We start from the raw sequence: 19,347 nt of genomic DNA on the forward strand, positions 1-19,347 counted from the left end.
TTATGACAAAAGCAATTAAAAAACAAGCCTTAGGAAGAGGATTATCAGCATTATTAAAAGATCCAGAAAACGACATTACATCAGTAGAAGACAAAAATGCTGACAAGGTTGTTGGAAATATTATTGAGCTTGAAATAAGTGCTATCGAAATAAATCCGTTTCAGCCTAGAAGCAATTTTAATGAAGAATCTTTACGCGAATTAGCCACTTCTATTAAAGAACTTGGTGTAATTCAACCTATTACTGTTCGTAAATTAGATTTCAATAAATATCAGTTAATCTCAGGAGAACGCCGTCTTCGTGCTTCTACCTTAATAGGTTTAACTCATGTTCCAGCATATATACGTATTGCAAACGACAACGAATCGCTGGTTATGGCTTTGGTTGAAAATATTCAGCGTCATGACTTAGATCCAATTGAGATTGCATTATCATACCAGCGTTTAATCGATGAAATTCAATTAACTCAAGAACAAATGAGTGAAAGAGTTGGAAAAAAACGTTCGACAATTGCCAACTATTTACGTCTTTTAAAATTAGATCCGATTATCCAAACTGGTATTCGTGACGGTTTTATCAGTATGGGACATGGTAGAGCAATTATCAATATTGAAGACCTTGATGTTCAAACAGATATCTACCAAAAAATTGTAAGCCAAAATTTATCTGTTCGTGAAACAGAAGCTTTGGTAAAAAATTATCATGAAGGGCAGCAGCCAAAAGCAGAAGGAAAACCTAAAACAGATTCTGGATTTGTGGTAAGAGAAACCCAAAAAAACACTTTCAACGATTATTTTGGTTCGAAAGTTGATATTAAAGTCGCTGGCAACGGAAAAGGAAAAATCACAATTCCATTCAATTCTGAAGCCGACTTTAACAGAATTATAAAATTAATAAACGGATAGTGAATAAAATTGTCCCCATCGGTCTATTGTTCTTTCTAACAGGAACCGTTTCTCTTTTTGCCCAGGTAAAAAAAGACACGGTTTTGGTCGTAAAAGACACCACTGCATTACAAGAAATAGATCCGCTTACGCCAGCAAAGGCAGCTTTTTACTCTGCAATTTTACCTGGTTTAGGTCAAGCATACAATAAGAAGTACTGGAAAATTCCATTGGTTTACGGAGCAATTGGAACCAGTTTATATTTCTATATAGACAACAATAGAAAATACCACGATTATCGCGATGCCTACAAACGAAGATTAGAAGGCTACAACGATGATAATTATCAATTTCTCGACGACAGCCGACTAATTGCCGGCCAAAAATTTTACCAGCGAAACAGAGATTTATCTGCCTTATTTGTAGTTGGTTTTTATGTCCTAAACATAATTGATGCCAATGTCGATGCAGCTTTGATTCAGTTTAACGTAAATGAAAGACTGTCAATGCGTCCTGAAATTTATCCCAACGATGTAACATTTAGACCTAACGTTGGACTAACCTTTAATTACAAGTTTTAATAGATTAATCTCTATTTAAAAAATCAATAAAAAAAATAATCATAATGAAAATTGCGCTTTTAGGATACGGAAAAATGGGTAAAGTAATCGAAAGAATTGCTTTAGAAAGAGGTCATGAAATAGTTTTAAAGAAAGACGAATTTAACAGCTATGACGGACTTTCAACAGCAGATGTTGCCATAGATTTCAGCGTTCCATCAGCGGCAGTTAATAACATCTCAGCATCTTTTAATGCTGATGTTCCCGTAGTTTCTGGAACAACCGGATGGCTGGAACATTATGATGAAATGATTGCTCTTTGCAATGAGAAAAAATGCGGGTTCATTTCGAGTTCAAACTTTAGTCTGGGTGTAAACATTTTCTTTGGCTTAAATGAATATTTAGCTAAGATCATGAATCAGTTTGACTCTTATAAAGTTTCGATGGAAGAAATCCACCACATCCACAAGCTTGATGCTCCCAGCGGGACGGCTATTTCTTTAGCGCAAGGTGTTATTGAAAATAGTAATTACGATAACTGGACATTGGAAGAAGCTAAAAATAACGAAATTCGTATTGAAGCAAAACGAATTGGAGAAGTTCCTGGAACCCACACTGTAAACTACGATTCTGCAATAGATAGTATTGAGATCAAACACACCGCTCACAATCGTGAAGGTTTTGCTCTTGGCGCTGTAATTGCCGCAGAATGGCTTGCTGGCAAACAGGGGATTTTCACTATGAAAGATGTACTAAACTTACAATAAATCGAATAAGTTTTGGATTAACTAAAAAAATTCAATCCTGAATTTGAAACTTAAAAATACAATATTATGACACTTTACTCTTGGTTCGTATTTTTCTTAGCTGTGCAAATAATTCATTTTCTTGGTACTTGGAAATTGTATCAGGCAGCGGGAAGAAAAAGCTGGGAAGCAGCAATTCCGGTATACAATTCTATTGTCTTAATGAAGATTATAGGTCGCCCTACTTGGTGGACATTACTGCTTTTTATTCCAATTATCAACTTGATTATGTTTCCTGTTGTATGGGTAGAAACCTTAAGAACTTTTAATAAAAGATCTACTTTAGACACTCTTCTAGGACTTTTCACATTAGGCTTTTACATCTATTACGTAAACTACACTCAGAAATTAGAGTACCGTAAAGACAGAAGTTTAACTCCAGAAAACAAAACAGCAGACACTGTCAGCTCATTATTATTTGCTATCATAGTTGCAACTCTAGTACATACTTATGTAGTACAGCCCTACACAATTCCGACATCATCTTTAGAAAAATCACTATTAGTGGGAGATTTCTTGTTTGTCAGCAAATTAAACTATGGTCCGCGCGTTCCAATGACAACCGTAGCCTTACCAATGGTTCACGATTCTATACCATTAACAAAAAGCAAATCTTATTTAAGCTGGCCGCAACTGCCTTATTTCAGGCTGCCAGCTATCCAAAACATAAAACGATGCGATATAGTTGTCTTCAACTGGCCGGTCGATACGGTTCATTATTTTCATGAAGCTCCAGGAAGACCAGGCGTTATCAAACCTATTGATAAAAAATCAAATTACGTAAAAAGATGTGTTGGTATTCCAGGTGACAGTTTATCAATAAAGGATGGTTTTGTTTTTATTAATGGCAAAAAATTAGTTTTACCAGAAAGAGCTAAACCTCAATACTCTTATACAATTGCTTTTGATGGAAAAACTCCAGTGGATTTGCAATCTTTAATAAAAGAATTAGACATTACAGATGGCGGCTATTTCAAAAATGAAGAAAAGAGAGACACTCTTGTTTTAGGAGCTTTGACAGACGCAAGTGCAGAAAGATTCAGAAACACTCCAGGAATTTCCTCTGTAACAAGAATGGTCGACAAAAATGATGACAATAGAATATTCCCGCATATCAACAAATGGAGTCAAGACAACATGGGACCAATTTACATTCCTGAAGCAGGAAAAACTGTTGCATTAAACAATGAATCACTTCCTTTTTACAAAGAGATCATTACAAATTATGAAGGAAACACATTAGAATTACAAGGTTCGAAATTTTTAATTAATGGAAAACCTGCAACTACATACACCTTCAAACAGAACTATTACTGGATGATGGGAGATAACCGCCATAACTCTGAAGACAGCCGTTATTGGGGTTACGTTCCAGAAAACCATATCGTTGGTAAACCAGTATTCATCTGGATGAGCTGGGATACTAACGGAAAAGGCATTAATAAAATTCGCTGGGACAGAGTTTTCACTACTGTAGATGGTGAAGGCCAGCCGCAATCTTACTTCAAATACTTCTTAATTCTTTTAGCTATCTATTTTGTAGGAGATTTTATTTGGAAAAAAAGACGAGAGAATAAAGCATAATTAAAAAAAAGTTATTTTTGTGTCAGGTTTCAAGTTTCACGTTTTTTACGTCAACTTGAAACCTGAAACTTTTAAACTTGAAACAAAACGAAATGAATTCCTTAATACTTCCGACCTATTTTCCTTCTATTAGTCATTTTGCGGTTATAGCGCAATCTGAAAAAATTACATTTGAAATGGAGGATAATTTTCAGAAACAGACAAATAGAAATAGAACTTACATCTATAGTCCAAACGGAATTCAATTATTAAATATCCCTGTTAAGCATTCAAAAGAAGCTCATCAAAAGACAAAAGAAATTTTGATTGAAAATGAATTTGACTGGCAGAAACAGCATTTTAAATCACTTGAAGCAGCTTACAGAAGTTCTCCTTTTTTCGAGTACTTTGAGGACGACATCGCTCCTATATTCGAAAAAAAGCACACTTTTTTAATGGATCTTAATTTTGAAGTTTTAGACATCATAACAAAATGTCTCAGAATGAAATTTGAATTCGGAAAAACCACAGAATATTTTCATGAAACACCCGATTTTGCTGATTTTAGATATTTAGCAAACGGAAAAAAAGACAGTAATACTTTCGAAAAATACACTCAGGTCTTTGATGATAAACATGGTTTCATCAATAATTTAAGCGTTTTAGATTTGCTTTTTAATGAAGGTAAATTTGCAATGGATTATTTGAAAACTCAGAAATTAGATATTAAATAGAAAATCCAGTTTTCAGTTTTGAAATTTGGATGTAGAGTTTGGAATTTAAAATTTAAAAGATTGGAATTTTCACTTCTTTATTCCATTGAAAGTCTAGTCATTATAGGATAATGATCTGAATTTTCGAAATCAGAAAAACTTTCGAATTGTTTTACTTTCATTTTACTATCTGTAAAAATATAGTCGATTCTAGCAGGATAATAACGGAATTTATAAGTAGCTCCAAAGCCTTCACCAGCTTCTTCAAAAGCGTCTTTTTGTTTTCCTTTAATGCTTCGGTAGACATACGAAAACGGGCTGTTATTCATATCTCCGCAAATAATAAATGGAGTTTTACACTGCTTGATATTTTCCTTAAAAATCTCTGCCTGCTCCTGCTGCTGTGTAAAACCTTTACTTATTCTGGCATAAATACGCTGCGATTTTTTTTGGTTTACATTATCTATATCATCAGAAATCTCACTTACATCGGGAGATATTTTAATAGACTGTAAGTGCATATTATATACACGAATAACATCTTTGCCACGTTTTATATCGGCATAAACTACATTATTATCCGATTTTGGAAAAATAATCTTACCCTCATTTATTATAGGAAATTTAGAAAAAATTGCCTGACCTGTTTTTATCTTTTTCCCATCGATAAAAATATAGCGGTGTGGATAGACCTTTAAATCTAGATGTGCAGAATTCGAGTATTCCTGAATACATAAAATATCTGGATCTTTCTCGTCTATAAAGGTTTTAATGTTGTCAGGAATATCATCTCTATCCAGCCATTTAAAAACATTAAAAAGGCGGACATTGTAACTCATTACAGAAAAATCTTTTTCGTCCTGAATATATTCTTTAGCAGAAAACTTATAGAATTTACTAATAAATGTAATTCCTGTAAGCAATACCAAACCAGACAAAATAAGGCGCTTTTTAAACTGAATTGCCCAATAGACAAAGAACAACCCATTTGCAACAAAAAAAGCCGGCATAAACAAAGTAAGCACCGATAAAAGCGGAAAGCTCTTAGGCGCTAAAAATGGCAAAATATAGACACTAAATGTAAGCACAGTCAGTACTATATTCAAAAAGAACATTATTTTATTAAACCAAGAAAGGTTTTTCATAATTTTTTCCTACAAGTTTATTTTCCAGCTTTAAATAAAAACTCTTTTTCTTCTTTTGTCAGACAGTCATAACCCGACTGGCTGATTTTGTCTAAAATTTCATCAATCTGTTGCTGCGTTTTATCTTTCGTAACAATTCTTGAAGTAGGTTTTGGCGTAGGTTTGTTGTAATTTTTATGAACTTTTGTAAATGGGGTCGAAGGAGATTTTCTAAAAAGATTGACAAAGAAGTCTAGTGTTTTAGAAACAATGATACTTAAATCTGTACCGTTTTGCAATAATTTAATATAAGCAAATCCGAAGAAAGCACCAGCAAGATGCGATATGTGCCCACCCATATTCCCTAAACGAAACTGCATTAAATCTAAAACTAAAATTACAGCTGTAATATGCCATAGCTTAACATTTCCGAATAAAAACAAGCGGACATTCATTAACGGAGAATAGGTTGTTGCTGCAACTAAAATTGCCATTATAGCTGCAGAGGCACCAACAATAGAACCGCTGATATTTGACAAATAAAAACTTAATGCAAAAGCAACTCCAGCAAATAGAGCACTCAGAATATACAATCCTAAATATTGTTTTTGAGTAAAATAAGTTAAGAACAATGAACTGGCAAAGTTCAAAACCATCATATTAAACAACAAATGGAAAAATCCATCGTGAAAAAATGCATAAGTTAAAAAAGTCCATGGTTTGAACATGAAAACCTGAGGATCGGACGATAAAGCAATCCAGCTTGGAAAATCAAATTGACCAATTGAAAATTGATAGAAAAATATTAAAGAGATTATAAAACATGCGATATTCCAATAAATAACGCGCATGGCTATGCCTCCCAATCTATATTGTAATTTCAAATCGTCTAGAATATTCATAAAAACTTCTTTTGGTTTAGAATTTAAACTTAAAGTTAAAAATTAATTCCAACGGTTGTTGTTAAACTGATTTTTTTTCCAGTACCACATCATTAAAAAACCAGTAATTGCACCACCAACGTGAGCAAAATGGGCTATACCAGTGCCTCCTCCGCCAAATAAAGAAGTCCCTTTGACTCCTAAAAACAAGTCAATTAACAAAAGCCCTGGAACAAAATATTTAGCTTTTATCGGAACAGGAATAAATAATAAAGCCAATTCTGCATTAGGAAACATAAACGCAAAAGCAGTCAATAATCCATAAATTGCACCAGATGCCCCAACCACTGTTCCAATGTAAGCATCTGTAAATCCTTGAAATTGTGCAACACTTACTAAACTCTGCCATCTAGTATCAATTTTTCCTTCACTTAAAAGCTGCAAAATCTGAGTTTTATTAAACCCATTTGCTGTCAAAGTACTCATTGTATCCTGAAAAAAATAGTAATTAACGAGAGTATGAAGTAAAGCTGAGCCTAAGCCACAAGAAATATAAAAGAAGATGAATTTTTTTCCTCCCCAAAAATGCTCCAATGCAGATCCAAAAGAAACTAAGGCAAACATATTAAATGCAATATGCATTATACCACCATGCATAAACATGTGCGTTATTGGCTGCCAAGCTCTAAAATTTGAGTTTTCTGGAAAAAACATTGCCAAATATTCATAAGAAACCGGCACTAATTGAGATCCAATAAAAAATATAATATTAATAATTAGCAGTTGTTTAACTACTGGTGTCATATTCATCATAATGCAAACTTTTTATCTATATCTTCAACACGCATGGTGATGAAAGTTGGTTTTTGAAAAGGTGAAATATTTGGATCTTTACAAGCAAACAAACCATTTACTAAATTATCTTGTTCTTTTTCGGTTAAATATGATCCAGTTTTAACCGCTAAACTTTTTGCCATTGATTTGGCAATTGTATCATTTTGACTGTAACTATTTGCTGGAATTCCGTCTTGTAAATCGCTCAATAATTGCTCGATTACAAGCGAAACTTCGCTTTCGGTAATATTTACTGGAATTCCAGAAATTACGATATGATCTGATTTTGTCTCATCGAAAACAAATCCTGTTGTTTCTAATGAAGGTTTTAATTCTTCTATTAATTCCATTTCAGAGGCTGAATAAAACAAATCGAGCGGAAAAAGCAATTGCTGGCTTGATGCTTGATTTACTGTCATATTCAACAAAAATTGTTCATATAAAATACGCTGATGCGCGCGCTGTTGATCAACAATTACCATTCCTGATTTAATTGGCGAAACAATGTATTTTTTATGAATTTGATATGTTTTTTGAGTTGCCTGCTCTACCTCATCATCATTAAATAAAGAAGAGGTTACTTCTTCGTTCTCAAATGTAAAAGGCGAACTTTCTATGGTTTCAGGATTTTCTGTATCTAAACCAACATATAGACTTTCCCAGCTTGCAGTTGGTTCTACTCTTTTAGAATAACCCGAGTAGGAAGATCCTGAATAAGAAGAACCTGAAGACGGAAACGAAGATGAACCAGAGCCTGAACTGTAACTAGATCCTGAGCTTGCTTTGCTATAATGCTGATTGGTTTTATCATCTGTGAACGGATTAAAAGTTCCATCAACTTGAATAGTCGGCACTTCTGCCTCAACATCTTTGTAATGATATGGCGTATCTAAATTGGAATCCCTGTCAAAATCTAGAACTGGTGCAACATTAAACTGTCCTAAACTATGCTTGATCGAAGCTCTTAAAATAGCATACAATGCCTGTTCGTCGTCAAACTTAATTTCGGTTTTAGTGGGATGAATATTAATATCAATTGTATTTGGCGGTACTTGCAGATACAAGAAATAACTTGGCTGCGAACCATCTTTCAACAATCCGTCATAAGCAGACATTACTGCATGATGCAGATAACCGCTTTTAATAAAACGATCATTTACAAAAAAGAACTGTTCTCCTCTATTTTTCTTAGCAAATTCGGGTTTACAAACAAAACCCTGCACATTTATAATTTCGGTATCTTCATTTACTGGAACCAGTTTTTCGTTGGTTTTACCAGACATTATACCTACAATTCGCTGGCGATATCCTGCAGCAGGAAGATTGTACATCTCGCTTCCATTGTGGTAAAAACTAAAATGAATATTTGGATGCGCTAAAGCCACACGTTGAAACTCATCCATTACATGACGAAACTCAACTGTATCTGATTTTAAAAAATTACGACGAGCCGGAATATTAAAAAATAGGTTTTTAACCGCAAATGAAGTTCCTTTTGGTAGAACTGCCACTTCTTGCGAAACAAATTTACTTCCTTCGATTACAATGTGAGTTCCAAGTTCATCTTGATCTTGTTTGGTTTTCATTTCCATGTGTGCAATCGCAGCGATAGAAGCCAAAGCTTCTCCACGAAAACCTTTTGTTCCAAGCGAAAACAAATCTTCGGCCTGGCGTATTTTTGAAGTTGCATGACGCGCAAAACACAAACGCGCATCTGTAACTGTCATTCCTACACCATTATCGATAACTTGTACTAGTGATTTACCAGCATCTTTTATTATCAATTTAATATCAGTTGCTTTGGCATCAACAGCATTTTCTAACAATTCTTTTACAACTGAAGCGGGTCTTTGAACCACTTCTCCAGCAGCAATTTGGTTAGCAACGTGATCAGGAAGCAATTGAATAATACTCGACATTAAGCAAAAATAGTTTTAAAGTTTAGATTAGTTTGTAAAAACCAAGAAGTACAAATTTAGTGAATTTTGATTGGCTTTTAGAATAAGAACAATCATAAAAAAAAACAAAAACTACAACAGTCTATAAAACAGAATGATTCCAAGTTATACATAGAAAAACTAGTTCATTTTCTTTATTTCATCCAAGGTATAAACCTTGTATTTCATCCCCATTTCTTTTGCATTTTCCTCAACTGTAGTTACAAAACCCGCTTTCTTTCTTCGATCGTTAACTTTATTAGGATTTTCAATTGGAGAAACGTAATTAAAAAACTCTTTTTTTCCTGTTTCTTTGTTCGTTATTTCTTTCATCTGACCTTGCGTTCCATAAATCTGTTCTTTTCCTTGTTGCGTTAAAAAACGATCTTGCATTTTAGCGAAGTAGGTAAAAGGTATCTCTTTCTTTTTCGCTTCTTTCTCAATCAATGACAAATATTCTCCAATTTTAGAACTGTGCTGAATAACATACCACGCAGCAATATTGGTTGGTTCGCCAACTAAGCTTTTTCCTGGATAACCGTATAGTTTTATAATTTCTTCAACTTTAATCAAATTAAGAGAATCTCGTTTTTTCATCTCTAGCCAAATGCCCTTTCTAAAATTCGGATCATTTTCACGACCAAGGTCTTTCACGATTTCTTTTTTTCGATCCTCAGAAGTATCAAAATTGATATATTCCCTAAGAATTTGATCTGATTTCATAATTGAATCAAGTTCTCTTTTTAAATTTTCATTGATTTTATTCTGAGCATAAGTTAGACTGAAGCATAAAACAAAAGCGCAAAGTAGATATTTTTTCATAGAAATTAAATTAAAGATCAACTCAAATGTAATATAATTCCGAATTCGACGGAACTTAAAACAATCACAAAAAAAGCACAAAAAAAACCTATACTTTTTAACAGTATAGGTTTTAATATTTTTTAAAACAATGTGTTTTATTCGTTCTCTATTTTTCGTGGAGAATCTTCAATTTGAAGCGCGCCCGAAGTCAGTAAAGGCTGATTATACGCATGAGCTATTGAAGCCTGTTGACGAATGTAAGCCATTTTTATTGCTGCAATTGCAGCTTCTGTTCCCTTATTACCGTGAACTCCTCCGCTTCTGTCAATTGACTGCTGCATATTATTATCTGTTAAAACACAGAAAATAACAGGAATATCCGTTTGAACATTCAAATCTTTAATTCCTTGAGTAACGCCTTCGCAAACAAAATCAAAATGTTTTGTTTCTCCTTGAATTACACATCCAATTACGATAACAGCATCTACATTTTGGGTTTGAAGCATTTTTTTTGCACCGTAGATTAACTCAAAACTTCCTGGAACGTTCCAACGAATAATTTGCTGGGCAGGAACATCGCAATCAACCAAAGCATCAAAAGCACCATTATAAAGTCCTTCTGTTATAGTATCATTCCATTCAGAAACAACAATCCCAAATCGAAAGTCTTTCGCATTTGGGATTGTGTTTTTATCGTATTCTGATAGATTTTTATTTTCAGTAGCCATCTGTTATATTTTAGATTTTTTAATTTAGTCCCGAAGCCTCGGGATAGATTCTTAAATACAAATCTACAATCTTAAATCTAAAGTCTAAAATTTTTATTGTGCTAATCCAATCAAAGCATCAACAGATGCTGCTTCTGGAGTACTGTCGTAGTTATCTTTAATATCATTAAAATATTTCAAAGCATCCTCTTTTTGACCTAAAGCCAAAGCAGTTTTTCCAGCTTTTAATAAGAAACGAGGTGTTGTAAAATCGTTTTTGTTTGACTCAGCTGCTTTTACATAAAAATCAAGAGCTTCTTTTGCCTGATTTTTTTGAGAATAAGCATCACCAGTTGCTCCTTTAGCTAAAGCAGTTAAGATTACATCTTCAGATTTGAAATCACCTAAATATTTAATAGCTTCGTCAAATTTACCTGTATTTAAATAAGCAATACCAGCATAATAATTAGCTAAATTCCCAGCATCAGTTCCAGAATATTCGTCAGCGATTTTAATAAATCCGAATTTACCTTCTGAACCGTTTAATGATAATTTGTATAATGAATCGCTAGAAACACCATTTACTGCTTTTTCAAAATTTTGCTGTGCAACAAACATTTCACTAGCTGCTTCTTCTTGTTTAGGAGTAGCAATAAATTTTTGGTAAGCCAAATATCCAATTGTAGCAACAGCAATACCTGCAACTAAACCAATAATGATTTTTTGATTTTTAGCCACCCAATCCTCAGTTTTTGAAGCTGTCTCATCTAATTTTGAGAAAACGCCAGCTGTTGTGCTGTCTTTTTCGTCAATAACTACCTGTGCTTCTTCATTAACTTCTTTAACTTCCTTCTCTTTTGGTGTCTTATATCCTCTTTTATTGTAAGTTGCCATTTAAAAATTATTTAGTGAACGGCAAAAATAAAATTTTTATTGAAACCGACGTAAAAAATTTCAATTTTATCACTATTTTAAAAAAAATATTTTTGTTATGCAGCTGCCTATTCGCGGCAGTAATAAAATAAATCTGTTTCAAACAGCTCTAAAGTCAATTATATTGATAATTTTCGGTAATTTGCACCCTCAAATTTTTACTGCTCATAAACAGTAATTTTTATCGATTGAGTCCCTAAAAATGCATTTAAACAAAATCTCTTTATTTAATTATAAAAACTTTTCAGAAGCCAGTTTTGATTTCGATATCAAAATCAATTGTTTCGTGGGTAAAAACGGCATTGGAAAAACCAATGTGCTTGATGCTATTTATCATTTAGCTTACGGAAAAAGCTACTTTAATCCGTTAGCCGTTCAAAACATCAAGCATGGTGAGGAGTTTTTTGTGATTGATGCCGAACTGGAGAAGAATGAAAGAACAGAACAGATTGTCTGCAGTTTAAAAAAGGGACAGAAAAAAGTTTTAAAACGCAACGGAAAAGCTTACGATAAATTTTCAGATCATATTGGATTTGTTCCGCTCGTAATTATTTCGCCAGCCGACCGAGATTTGATTATTGAAGGAAGCGAAACGCGTCGTAAATTTATGGACAGCGTTATTTCGCAATTAGACTCAACTTACCTGCATCAGCTTATTCAGTATCAAAAAGTAATAGTACAGCGAAATGCGCTTTTGAAGTATTTCGCCTTAAATCATACTTTTGATAATGATACTTTATCTATATATAGTGAGCAGCTGAACGAATATGGAAAGTCGATCTTTGAGAAACGAAAAGATTTCTTAGAACAATTTATACCTATATTTAATATACATCACCAAGCTATCACCGGATCTGAAGAAAGTGTACAATTGGTTTACGAAAGTCATTTGTATGAAAAAGATTTATTGACTCTTTTACAAGAGAACATCAATAAAGATCGTGCGCTTCATTATACGACTGTCGGAATTCACAAAGACGATTTGTCTTTTGAAATTGATTTACATCCGATAAAAAAATTCGGTTCGCAGGGACAGCAGAAATCTTTTTTGATTGCTTTGAAACTGGCTCAATTTGAATTTCTAAAAAAGCAAAGCGGTGTAAAACCTATTCTTCTGTTTGATGATATTTTTGACAAACTAGACGAAACTCGTGTAGCGAAAATTGTAGAAATGGTAAACAGCGAAACATTTGGCCAGCTTTTTATTTCAGATACACATCCGGAACGAACCGAAGCGATTGTTAAATCGACGCATCAGACTTATAAGATCTTCAATTTGTAGTGCGCGAAATTTGATGTAATTTGTATCAGTTTTAGAATCAATCCCAAATAGAAATCAGTAAATTAGCCTGAACAAAAAAACTCAAAATGCAACTGCAATAAATATAATAGGATTATGCTAACGAAAGAATCATTGCAATTTTTAGACGATTTAAAAAGAAACAATAACAGAGAATGGTTTCAGGAAAATAAAAAACGATATGAAGTTTTCAAGAAAGATTATCATCAATTGGTAAGTGATTTTCTTGATGTTATGAAACCGCTTGATCCTTCATTAGAATTTTTAGAAGTTAAAAATTGTACTTTTAGAATCAATCGCGATATTCGTTTTTCTAAGGACAAATCTCCTTATAAGTCACATTTAGGCGTTTGGATGTCTGCTGGAGCAAAAGGTGCAAACCGCTCTGGATATTATGTCCACATCGAAAAAGGTGCAAGTTTTATTGCAGGCGGATTTTATTCTCCAGACGCAGAAGATTTGAAGAAAGTCCGAAAAGAAATTGCTTTTTTCTATGATGATTTACAGGAAATTTTAAACAATAAAGATTTCAAAAAAGAATTTGGAAGTTTGGATATAAATGAAAATAATTCGCTTAAAAGTATGCCTCGCGGTTACGAAAAAGATCATCCTGCAATAGAATTCTTGAAATTGAAAAGTTTTACAGCAACTCAAGTTTATGATATTTCTGAAGTAACTCAAAAAGATTTTGTTTCTAAAATGAGCAAAAAACTAATTGCTTTAAAACCTTTAAACGAATTTATCAATCGCGCTTTAGAGACTGAAGAATTTTAGAAAAAATCGCCACGAATTCACGAATTATTTAAAATTAATTCGTGAATTCGTGGCGGAAAAACTTTGCAAATGAAGAGGAGAATACTTTTTCTTGGAGAATCTTACCGCGCCGATGCTATAACCTGGATGAAGGGTTTGAAACAATTTGGCGATTTTGAAATTATAACGTGGGAACTTCAAACCTCAAACAGTTATAGATTCAAACGGATTTTAGAATACTTCTTATCTCCTATTTCGATTCGGAAAATCATCAAAAAAGAAAAACCAGACATGGTTATTGCCGAGAGAACCACCAGTTATGGATTTCTTGCAGCGATCTCTGGATCTAAAACTATTGCCATCGCGCAGCAAGGTCGAACCGATTTATGGCCGGAAGAATCTGTTTTATATCCATTTAAAAAATTCATTCAGAAATATGCTTTTAAGAAAGCGCATTTAATTCACGCTTGGGGACCTGTCATGGCAATTCACATGAAAGCATCTGGGGTTGACATGAATAAAGTTCTAGTTCTCCCAAAAGGAATTGATTTGTCGATTTTCACTCCTTCCATCAATAATTCAAACAAAATTGAAGCGATTGTAACACGCTCTTTAATGCCTGAGTATCGACACGATTCTATTTTAAAAGCATTCGGAATTTTGAATCAAAAAGGAATTGATTTTTCGCTTACTATTGTTGGCGACGGAACAAGACTTCAATTTTTAAAAGATTTAGCCAAAGATTTACAAATCGAAAATAAAGTAATTTTTACAGGAAGAATTCCGAATACGGAACTCCCACAATTATTACAGCAATCTAATATTTATATCAGCATGCCGATTACCGAAGGCGTTTCGGCATCTTTGTTTGAAGCAATGGCTTGCAATTGTTATCCCGTGGTTTCTGACATTCCCGGAAATCAAAGCTGGATCACACATCGCGAAAACGGACAGTTAATTGAAATTGACAACATCGAAATGCTGGCCGAAGAATTAATCTGGTCTTTTGAAAATCCTGAATTTCGAAATCAAGCTATTATTCGAAACAGAAAATTTGTGGAAGAAAATGCTAACTATGATATTAATATGAAGGTTATTGCGGAGAAATATCATGAATTAATAGATTCTCGAAATAATTAGCTTTTATTTCGGATAAGCCAACGAAACTCTTTTATTCAAAGCATCATACACCACATAATGAAAATTTTCATTTTCACGCAAAAGAAAAACATTACCATAGCTTTCATCCCTAGAAAACACAATTTTGTAATTAGATAGATTAATCAAATTTCTTTTGTCTTTGCAATCTTTTACAATCTCTCCTGACTGATTCCCATCTGTATTACTCCAAACATAACCGTAAGACCTCCATTCCTTAGTAAAAGAATCCAACATTTGAGTATAAAGCATTTTATCCTTATCATCTTGCAAATCACCACTACTAGGAATTAATCGAATTGCAGTTCCTTCTTTATGAATATAAAAAACACCTAAATCTTTACTAAAATTTTCTCTTTGTGTTTTTTTCATTCCACACGTTAAACCAACAAAACGAACGTTTTCCACAATAAGATGTATCTGATTATTACCTATCATTGCGTAAGTTCCTGACGTAAAAACAAAACAATCAGTAGCACATTGCATTGTGTCACCGCACGAAAATGTACCATCTAAATTAAAAGTTACATGACGTCCAGCATTTTCTTGCTTTTCTTTTATTAAAGAATACTCAAAAACATCTGTATAACCAATTACATCCCTTGTTTCCCATTTCCCTAGAATATCTGATTGAGCAAAACTAGGCATTGATAAAAACAAACCTAAAAAGAGTAAAATCTTATTATTAAGAAAAAATTCTTTCATAACTATAACATTATAATTCTTTCAAACTTACAAAAGAAATGAATTCGTTTTTTGAATTTTGATATTTATTGAAAACTCACTTCAAATAAATTTTAATCCTTACTTTTGAACTCAGTTAAAAAAAGCCTTTTATTTATGGAAATCCAATCCAATTTTTCTTTAAAAAACTACAATACTTTTGGCATTGAAGCCAGTGCTAAAAAATTCGTTGCCGTTCATTCTATTGCTGAGTTAAAAACAGTTTTAGCAGCAAACAAAAACGAGAAAAAATTTATTTTGGGCGGTGGCAGCAATATGCTTTTAACCAAAGATATTGATGCTCTTGTGATTCATATCGACTTAAAAGGCAAAAAAATAATTAAAGAAGATGAAGATTTTGTCTGGGTCGAAAGTCAGGCAGGAGAAACTTGGCACGATTTCGTTCTTTACACTATCGATAATAATTTTGGCGGATTAGAAAATATGTCTCTAATTCCAGGAAATGTAGGCACAACGCCAGTTCAGAATATTGGCGCTTACGGAACTGAGATTAAAGACACTTTTGTTTCTTGTGAAGCGATGAATATTGAAAATCAGGAAATAAAAACATTCAACAATGCCGAATGTAATTTTGGCTACCGCGAAAGCATTTTCAAACATGAAGTAAAAGATCAATATATTATTACTTCGGTTGTTTTTAAATTGACTAAACGCAATCATAAAATCAATACTTCTTACGGAGATATTTTGGCAGAATTGGCAAAAAACAATATTACTGAACCTACTTTAAAAGATGTCAGTAATGCTGTAATTGCTATTAGACAAAGTAAATTACCCGATCCGAAAGAACTAGGAAACAGCGGCAGTTTTTTTAAAAATCCGATTTTATTGAAATCTGATTTTGAGAAAATCCATCAGAAATTCCCAGAGATGAAGTTTTACGAAGTTTCAGAAACTGAAGTAAAAGTTCCAGCAGGCTGGCTTATTGAACAAGCCGGTTTTAAAGGAAAACGTTTTGGCGATGCTGGAGTTCATAAAAATCAGGCGTTGGTTTTAGTAAATTATGGCAATGCGACAGGACAAGAAATTTTAGCCGTTTCAAAAGAAGTTCAGAAAACGGTTTTCGAAACTTTTGGCATTCAAATCGAAGCGGAAGTAAATGTGATTTAATTTTCTTTTGCCACGAATTTCACGAATTTACACTAATTTAATTTGTGCTAATTCGTGAAATTCGTGACGACAAAACAACACAAAAAATGTATACACCAGATTTATACAAAAATGAGAATCCAGAAGAAATCAGAACTTTTTTGAAAGAAAATAGTTTTGGCATTCTGATCAATCAGACTCACGGAAAATTATGTGCAACGCATATTCCGATAGAACTTGAAATCAACGCCGATGGAAAAGAAATTTTGCAGGGACATATTTCAAAACTGAATCCACAGGCTGAAGGTTTTGCAGAAAACGATCAGGTTTTAGCAATTTTTACGGGGCCGCACAGTTACATTTCCTCTTCTTGGTACGATCACGAAAATGTTCCAACTTGGAATTACATAGCCGTACATGTTTACGGAAAAATCAAAATTGTAGATTATGATACTGCTGTAGAACAGCTTAAAAAATTAGTTGATAAATATGAAGTGAATTCGGCTAATCCCGTTCGCATTGAAGATTTATCAGCAAAAACAATGCGCGAAGCACGCGGAATTTTTGGTTTTGAAATAGAAATTGAAGAAATTCAAGCGACAAAAAAACTTTCTCAAAACCGCGACGATCATAATTACCAAAATATTATTACTGAATTAGAAAAAACTAAAAACCCTCAGTCTATTGCTGTTGCAAAAGAAATGTCGAAATGCCGAAAGTAAATTGGCTTTAAACATTGAAAATTACTAATTCATAACTACATTTGTTCTCGCAAATTTCAGCTATTAACAGACATTAAAACCATATGCTTATAACTTTATTTTACTTTTTTATTGCTATTGTTTTTATTCAACTTTTCTACTATTTAGGAATTTTTGGAAAATTTGCTTTTGCCAAACCGCAGCATGTCACTCCAAAAAAACTTCCAGTTTCTGTAATTGTATGCGCTAAAAATGAAGAGGAGAATGTAAAAAAATATGTTCCGATTTTGGCACAGCAGGATTATCCTGATTTTGAAATTGTTTTAATCGATGATGCATCAAGCGATGAAACACTTGAAGTCTTTGAAGAATTTGAAAAACAGTTTCCGAATATCCGTTTGGTAAAAGTAGAAAACAATGAAGCTTTTTGGGGAAATAAAAAATACGCTTTAACCCTTGGAATAAAAGCCGCAAAAAAAGATTACTTGTTATTTACAGATGCTGATTGCTACCCGACTTCTAAAGATTGGATTACAGCTATGACTTCTCAATTTACCATGAATAAAACTATTGTTTTAGGTTATGGAGGTTACGAAAAAGTGGAGCGTTCGTTTTTAAACAAAATGATTCGTTTTGAAACTATCCTTACCGCTCTTCAATATTTTTCATGGGCAAAATTAGGATTACCGTACATGGGCGTGGGCAGAAACTTAGCTTATAAGAAAGAGGAATTTTTCAATGTAAATGGATTTATCGACCATATACAAGTTCGTTCGGGCGATGATGATTTATTTATTAATCAGGCAGCAAACAAAGCAAACACAACTATTTCTTATACACCTGAGAGTTTTACTTATTCAGAGCCCAAAAAAACATATAAAGAATGGTTTACTCAGAAAAGAAGACACATTTCTACAGCAGAACACTATAAGTTTTTTGATAAAATGCAGCTGGGATTATTTTTCATCTCACAATTATTTTTCTTTTTATTAGTTATAATTCTGCTGGCTTTTCAATTTCAATGGATTGCCGTATTAGCAATTTTAGCAACACGTTATACCGTTGTCTGGACCGTAATTGGATGTGCAGCGGGTAAACTGAAAGAAAATGACCTTAAAATTTGGTTTCCGGTTGTTGAGATAGCGCTTATATTAACGCAAATTAATATCTTTATAACTAATATCTTTTCAAAACCGGTATATTGGAAATAAACTCTAAAATAGAAAAAGCAAAAAAAGGCGATCAGATCGCCTTTACTTTTTTATTAGATCATTATTGGAATGAAGTATATGCTTTTATGCTCAAACGAACCGAAAATGAAACCATCGCAGAGGATATTACAATTGAAACTTTCTCTAAAGCTTTTGACAAAATAGCTTCTTATAATTCTGAATTCCAATTCAATACCTGGCTCATTGCCATTGCCAAAAACGTTTATATTGATTTATTACGAAAAAAGAAAACCAATCTTTTTATCGAAATAACAGATAACGAAGACCAGCAGGCTTACAACATCGCCGACCCTACTCCATCTGCAGAAGATGCCTTAATTAAAGAACAGAATCTTTCTCGTCTGCTCTTATGCATCAAAGAACTTAAACCCCACTATCAGGAGGTAATTCAGCTTCGTTACTTCCAAGAAATGTCTTATCAAGAAATCGCTGTTAAAATTAATGAGCCTTTGAGCAGTGTTAAAGTTAAGCTTTTACGCGCTAAAAAATTATTAGCAGAAATTATCGAACGTAATAGATAATTTATTATCTTTAACTAAAGAAAAATATACTATTCGTATTTTTATTCTTAAAAAAAACATTATCACATACTAAAACTACAACTATCACGTTGTTAGCTCAACC

Annotated in this window: 20 protein-coding genes; 12 read left to right on the top strand and 8 right to left on the bottom strand. The window is 33.2% G+C overall.

Translation table 11 applies throughout. The annotated features are described in order from the left end of the window. Positions 1 to 2 precede the first annotated feature (2 nt). From HYN86_RS01000 to HYN86_RS01020, 5 genes are all read left to right on the top strand, one after another. A complete protein-coding gene (locus tag HYN86_RS01000) occupies positions 3 to 905 on the top strand; it encodes a ParB/RepB/Spo0J family partition protein (RefSeq protein ID WP_113676384.1) in 903 nt (300 codons plus the stop codon). Beyond that, entirely contained in the window at positions 905 to 1,465 is a 561-nt protein-coding gene (locus tag HYN86_RS01005) for a DUF5683 domain-containing protein (protein ID WP_113676385.1), read from the top strand. Before HYN86_RS01000 ends, HYN86_RS01005 begins: the two co-directional genes overlap by 1 nt. A gap of 44 nt (positions 1,466 to 1,509) precedes the next feature. Further along, positions 1,510 to 2,211 (top strand): 4-hydroxy-tetrahydrodipicolinate reductase, encoded by a 702-nt coding sequence (gene dapB / locus HYN86_RS01010; protein WP_113676386.1) that lies wholly within the window; start codon positions 1,510 to 1,512, stop codon positions 2,209 to 2,211. 66 nt (positions 2,212 to 2,277) lie between these two features. Continuing rightward, positions 2,278 to 3,834: a signal peptidase I gene (gene lepB, locus HYN86_RS01015; RefSeq protein ID WP_113676387.1), complete on the top strand. Its 1,557-nt coding sequence runs from the start codon at positions 2,278 to 2,280 to the stop codon at positions 3,832 to 3,834. Positions 3,835 to 3,926: 92 nt separating this feature from the next. Beyond that, positions 3,927 to 4,547 carry a WbqC family protein gene (locus HYN86_RS01020; RefSeq protein ID WP_113679816.1) on the top strand — a complete coding sequence of 207 codons (621 nt, stop codon included), beginning with the start codon at positions 3,927 to 3,929 and terminating at the stop codon, positions 4,545 to 4,547. Positions 4,548 to 4,624: 77 nt separating this feature from the next. On the opposite strand, the gene HYN86_RS01025 is transcribed toward HYN86_RS01020, so the two are convergent. From HYN86_RS01025 to HYN86_RS01055, 7 genes are all read right to left on the bottom strand, one after another. After that, the gene (locus HYN86_RS01025; protein ID WP_162789244.1) at positions 4,625 to 5,671 is read right to left on the bottom strand and encodes an endonuclease/exonuclease/phosphatase family protein; all 1,047 of its coding nucleotides are present in this window, start codon (positions 5,669 to 5,671) and stop codon (positions 4,625 to 4,627) included. A gap of 17 nt (positions 5,672 to 5,688) precedes the next feature. Next, positions 5,689 to 6,552, bottom strand: coding sequence for a rhomboid family intramembrane serine protease (locus HYN86_RS01030; RefSeq protein WP_113676388.1), 864 nt, complete (start codon positions 6,550 to 6,552; stop codon positions 5,689 to 5,691). Between the two features lie 42 nt (positions 6,553 to 6,594). Further along, positions 6,595 to 7,344 carry a rhomboid family intramembrane serine protease gene (locus HYN86_RS01035; RefSeq protein ID WP_113676389.1) on the bottom strand — a complete coding sequence of 250 codons (750 nt, stop codon included), beginning with the start codon at positions 7,342 to 7,344 and terminating at the stop codon, positions 6,595 to 6,597. Continuing rightward, on the bottom strand, positions 7,341 to 9,284 hold the full coding sequence (mutL, locus tag HYN86_RS01040; protein ID WP_113676390.1) for a DNA mismatch repair endonuclease MutL: 1,944 nt from the start codon (positions 9,282 to 9,284) through the stop codon (positions 7,341 to 7,343). The genes HYN86_RS01035 and mutL overlap by 4 nt, the downstream gene beginning before the upstream one ends. A 159-nt stretch (positions 9,285 to 9,443) precedes the next feature. Then, entirely contained in the window at positions 9,444 to 10,124 is a 681-nt protein-coding gene (locus HYN86_RS01045; protein WP_113676391.1) for a DUF6624 domain-containing protein, read from the bottom strand. 137 nt (positions 10,125 to 10,261) lie between these two features. Next, positions 10,262 to 10,834 carry a 6,7-dimethyl-8-ribityllumazine synthase gene (gene ribH, locus HYN86_RS01050; RefSeq protein ID WP_113676392.1) on the bottom strand — a complete coding sequence of 191 codons (573 nt, stop codon included), beginning with the start codon at positions 10,832 to 10,834 and terminating at the stop codon, positions 10,262 to 10,264. 93 nt (positions 10,835 to 10,927) lie between these two features. Further along, on the bottom strand, positions 10,928 to 11,707 hold the full coding sequence (locus HYN86_RS01055) for a tetratricopeptide repeat protein (RefSeq protein WP_113676393.1): 780 nt from the start codon (positions 11,705 to 11,707) through the stop codon (positions 10,928 to 10,930). A gap of 241 nt (positions 11,708 to 11,948) precedes the next feature. On the opposite strand from HYN86_RS01055, the gene recF reads away from it, so the two are divergent. From recF to HYN86_RS01070, 3 genes are all read left to right on the top strand, one after another. Continuing rightward, positions 11,949 to 13,028, top strand: coding sequence for a DNA replication/repair protein RecF (gene recF / locus HYN86_RS01060; protein ID WP_113676394.1), 1,080 nt, complete (start codon positions 11,949 to 11,951; stop codon positions 13,026 to 13,028). Positions 13,029 to 13,142: 114 nt separating this feature from the next. Then, positions 13,143 to 13,820, top strand: coding sequence for a DUF2461 domain-containing protein (locus tag HYN86_RS01065; protein ID WP_113676395.1), 678 nt, complete (start codon positions 13,143 to 13,145; stop codon positions 13,818 to 13,820). 69 nt (positions 13,821 to 13,889) lie between these two features. Continuing rightward, entirely contained in the window at positions 13,890 to 14,939 is a 1,050-nt protein-coding gene (locus HYN86_RS01070; RefSeq protein ID WP_113676396.1) for a glycosyltransferase, read from the top strand. A gap of 3 nt (positions 14,940 to 14,942) precedes the next feature. Here the strand turns inward: HYN86_RS01070 and HYN86_RS01075 are convergent, their stop codons facing one another. Then, positions 14,943 to 15,662 (bottom strand): hypothetical protein, encoded by a 720-nt coding sequence (locus tag HYN86_RS01075; RefSeq protein ID WP_113676397.1) that lies wholly within the window; start codon positions 15,660 to 15,662, stop codon positions 14,943 to 14,945. A gap of 135 nt (positions 15,663 to 15,797) precedes the next feature. Between HYN86_RS01075 and murB the strand changes: the two genes are divergently transcribed. The 4 genes from murB (at position 15,798) to HYN86_RS01095 (ending at position 19,244) form a co-directional block, all read left to right on the top strand. Continuing rightward, positions 15,798 to 16,811, top strand: coding sequence for a UDP-N-acetylmuramate dehydrogenase (gene murB, locus HYN86_RS01080; RefSeq protein ID WP_113676398.1), 1,014 nt, complete (start codon positions 15,798 to 15,800; stop codon positions 16,809 to 16,811). A gap of 86 nt (positions 16,812 to 16,897) precedes the next feature. Continuing rightward, positions 16,898 to 17,512, top strand: coding sequence for an FMN-binding negative transcriptional regulator (locus tag HYN86_RS01085; protein ID WP_113679818.1), 615 nt, complete (start codon positions 16,898 to 16,900; stop codon positions 17,510 to 17,512). Between the two features lie 83 nt (positions 17,513 to 17,595). Further along, on the top strand, positions 17,596 to 18,702 hold the full coding sequence (locus HYN86_RS01090) for a glycosyltransferase (RefSeq protein WP_113676399.1): 1,107 nt from the start codon (positions 17,596 to 17,598) through the stop codon (positions 18,700 to 18,702). After that, a complete protein-coding gene (locus HYN86_RS01095; RefSeq protein WP_113676400.1) occupies positions 18,693 to 19,244 on the top strand; it encodes an RNA polymerase sigma factor in 552 nt (183 codons plus the stop codon). Before HYN86_RS01090 ends, HYN86_RS01095 begins: the two co-directional genes overlap by 10 nt. Positions 19,245 to 19,347 lie beyond the last annotated feature (103 nt).

It is taken from the genome of Flavobacterium fluviale (assembly GCF_003312915.1).
Lineage (GTDB): Bacteria > Bacteroidota > Bacteroidia > Flavobacteriales > Flavobacteriaceae > Flavobacterium > Flavobacterium fluviale.

Coding starts and splice junctions, on each gene's coding strand:
- HYN86_RS01055 (WP_113676393.1), bottom strand. CDS start 11,707: ATGGCAACTTACAATAAAAGAGGATATAAGACACCAAAAGAGAAGGAA.
- murB (WP_113676398.1), top strand. CDS start 15,798: ATGGAAATCCAATCCAATTTTTCTTTAAAAAACTACAATACTTTTGGC.
- lepB (WP_113676387.1), top strand. CDS start 2,278: ATGACACTTTACTCTTGGTTCGTATTTTTCTTAGCTGTGCAAATAATT.
- HYN86_RS01035 (WP_113676389.1), bottom strand. CDS start 7,344: ATGATGAATATGACACCAGTAGTTAAACAACTGCTAATTATTAATATT.
- HYN86_RS01070 (WP_113676396.1), top strand. CDS start 13,890: ATGAAGAGGAGAATACTTTTTCTTGGAGAATCTTACCGCGCCGATGCT.
- HYN86_RS01020 (WP_113679816.1), top strand. CDS start 3,927: ATGAATTCCTTAATACTTCCGACCTATTTTCCTTCTATTAGTCATTTT.
- recF (WP_113676394.1), top strand. CDS start 11,949: ATGCATTTAAACAAAATCTCTTTATTTAATTATAAAAACTTTTCAGAA.
- HYN86_RS01025 (WP_162789244.1), bottom strand. CDS start 5,671: ATGAAAAACCTTTCTTGGTTTAATAAAATAATGTTCTTTTTGAATATA.
- HYN86_RS01090 (WP_113676399.1), top strand. CDS start 17,596: ATGCTTATAACTTTATTTTACTTTTTTATTGCTATTGTTTTTATTCAA.
- HYN86_RS01085 (WP_113679818.1), top strand. CDS start 16,898: ATGTATACACCAGATTTATACAAAAATGAGAATCCAGAAGAAATCAGA.
- ribH (WP_113676392.1), bottom strand. CDS start 10,834: ATGGCTACTGAAAATAAAAATCTATCAGAATACGATAAAAACACAATC.
- dapB (WP_113676386.1), top strand. CDS start 1,510: ATGAAAATTGCGCTTTTAGGATACGGAAAAATGGGTAAAGTAATCGAA.
- HYN86_RS01045 (WP_113676391.1), bottom strand. CDS start 10,124: ATGAAAAAATATCTACTTTGCGCTTTTGTTTTATGCTTCAGTCTAACT.
- mutL (WP_113676390.1), bottom strand. CDS start 9,284: ATGTCGAGTATTATTCAATTGCTTCCTGATCACGTTGCTAACCAAATT.
- HYN86_RS01065 (WP_113676395.1), top strand. CDS start 13,143: ATGCTAACGAAAGAATCATTGCAATTTTTAGACGATTTAAAAAGAAAC.
- HYN86_RS01000 (WP_113676384.1), top strand. CDS start 3: ATGACAAAAGCAATTAAAAAACAAGCCTTAGGAAGAGGATTATCAGCA.
- HYN86_RS01075 (WP_113676397.1), bottom strand. CDS start 15,662: ATGAAAGAATTTTTTCTTAATAATAAGATTTTACTCTTTTTAGGTTTG.
- HYN86_RS01030 (WP_113676388.1), bottom strand. CDS start 6,552: ATGAATATTCTAGACGATTTGAAATTACAATATAGATTGGGAGGCATA.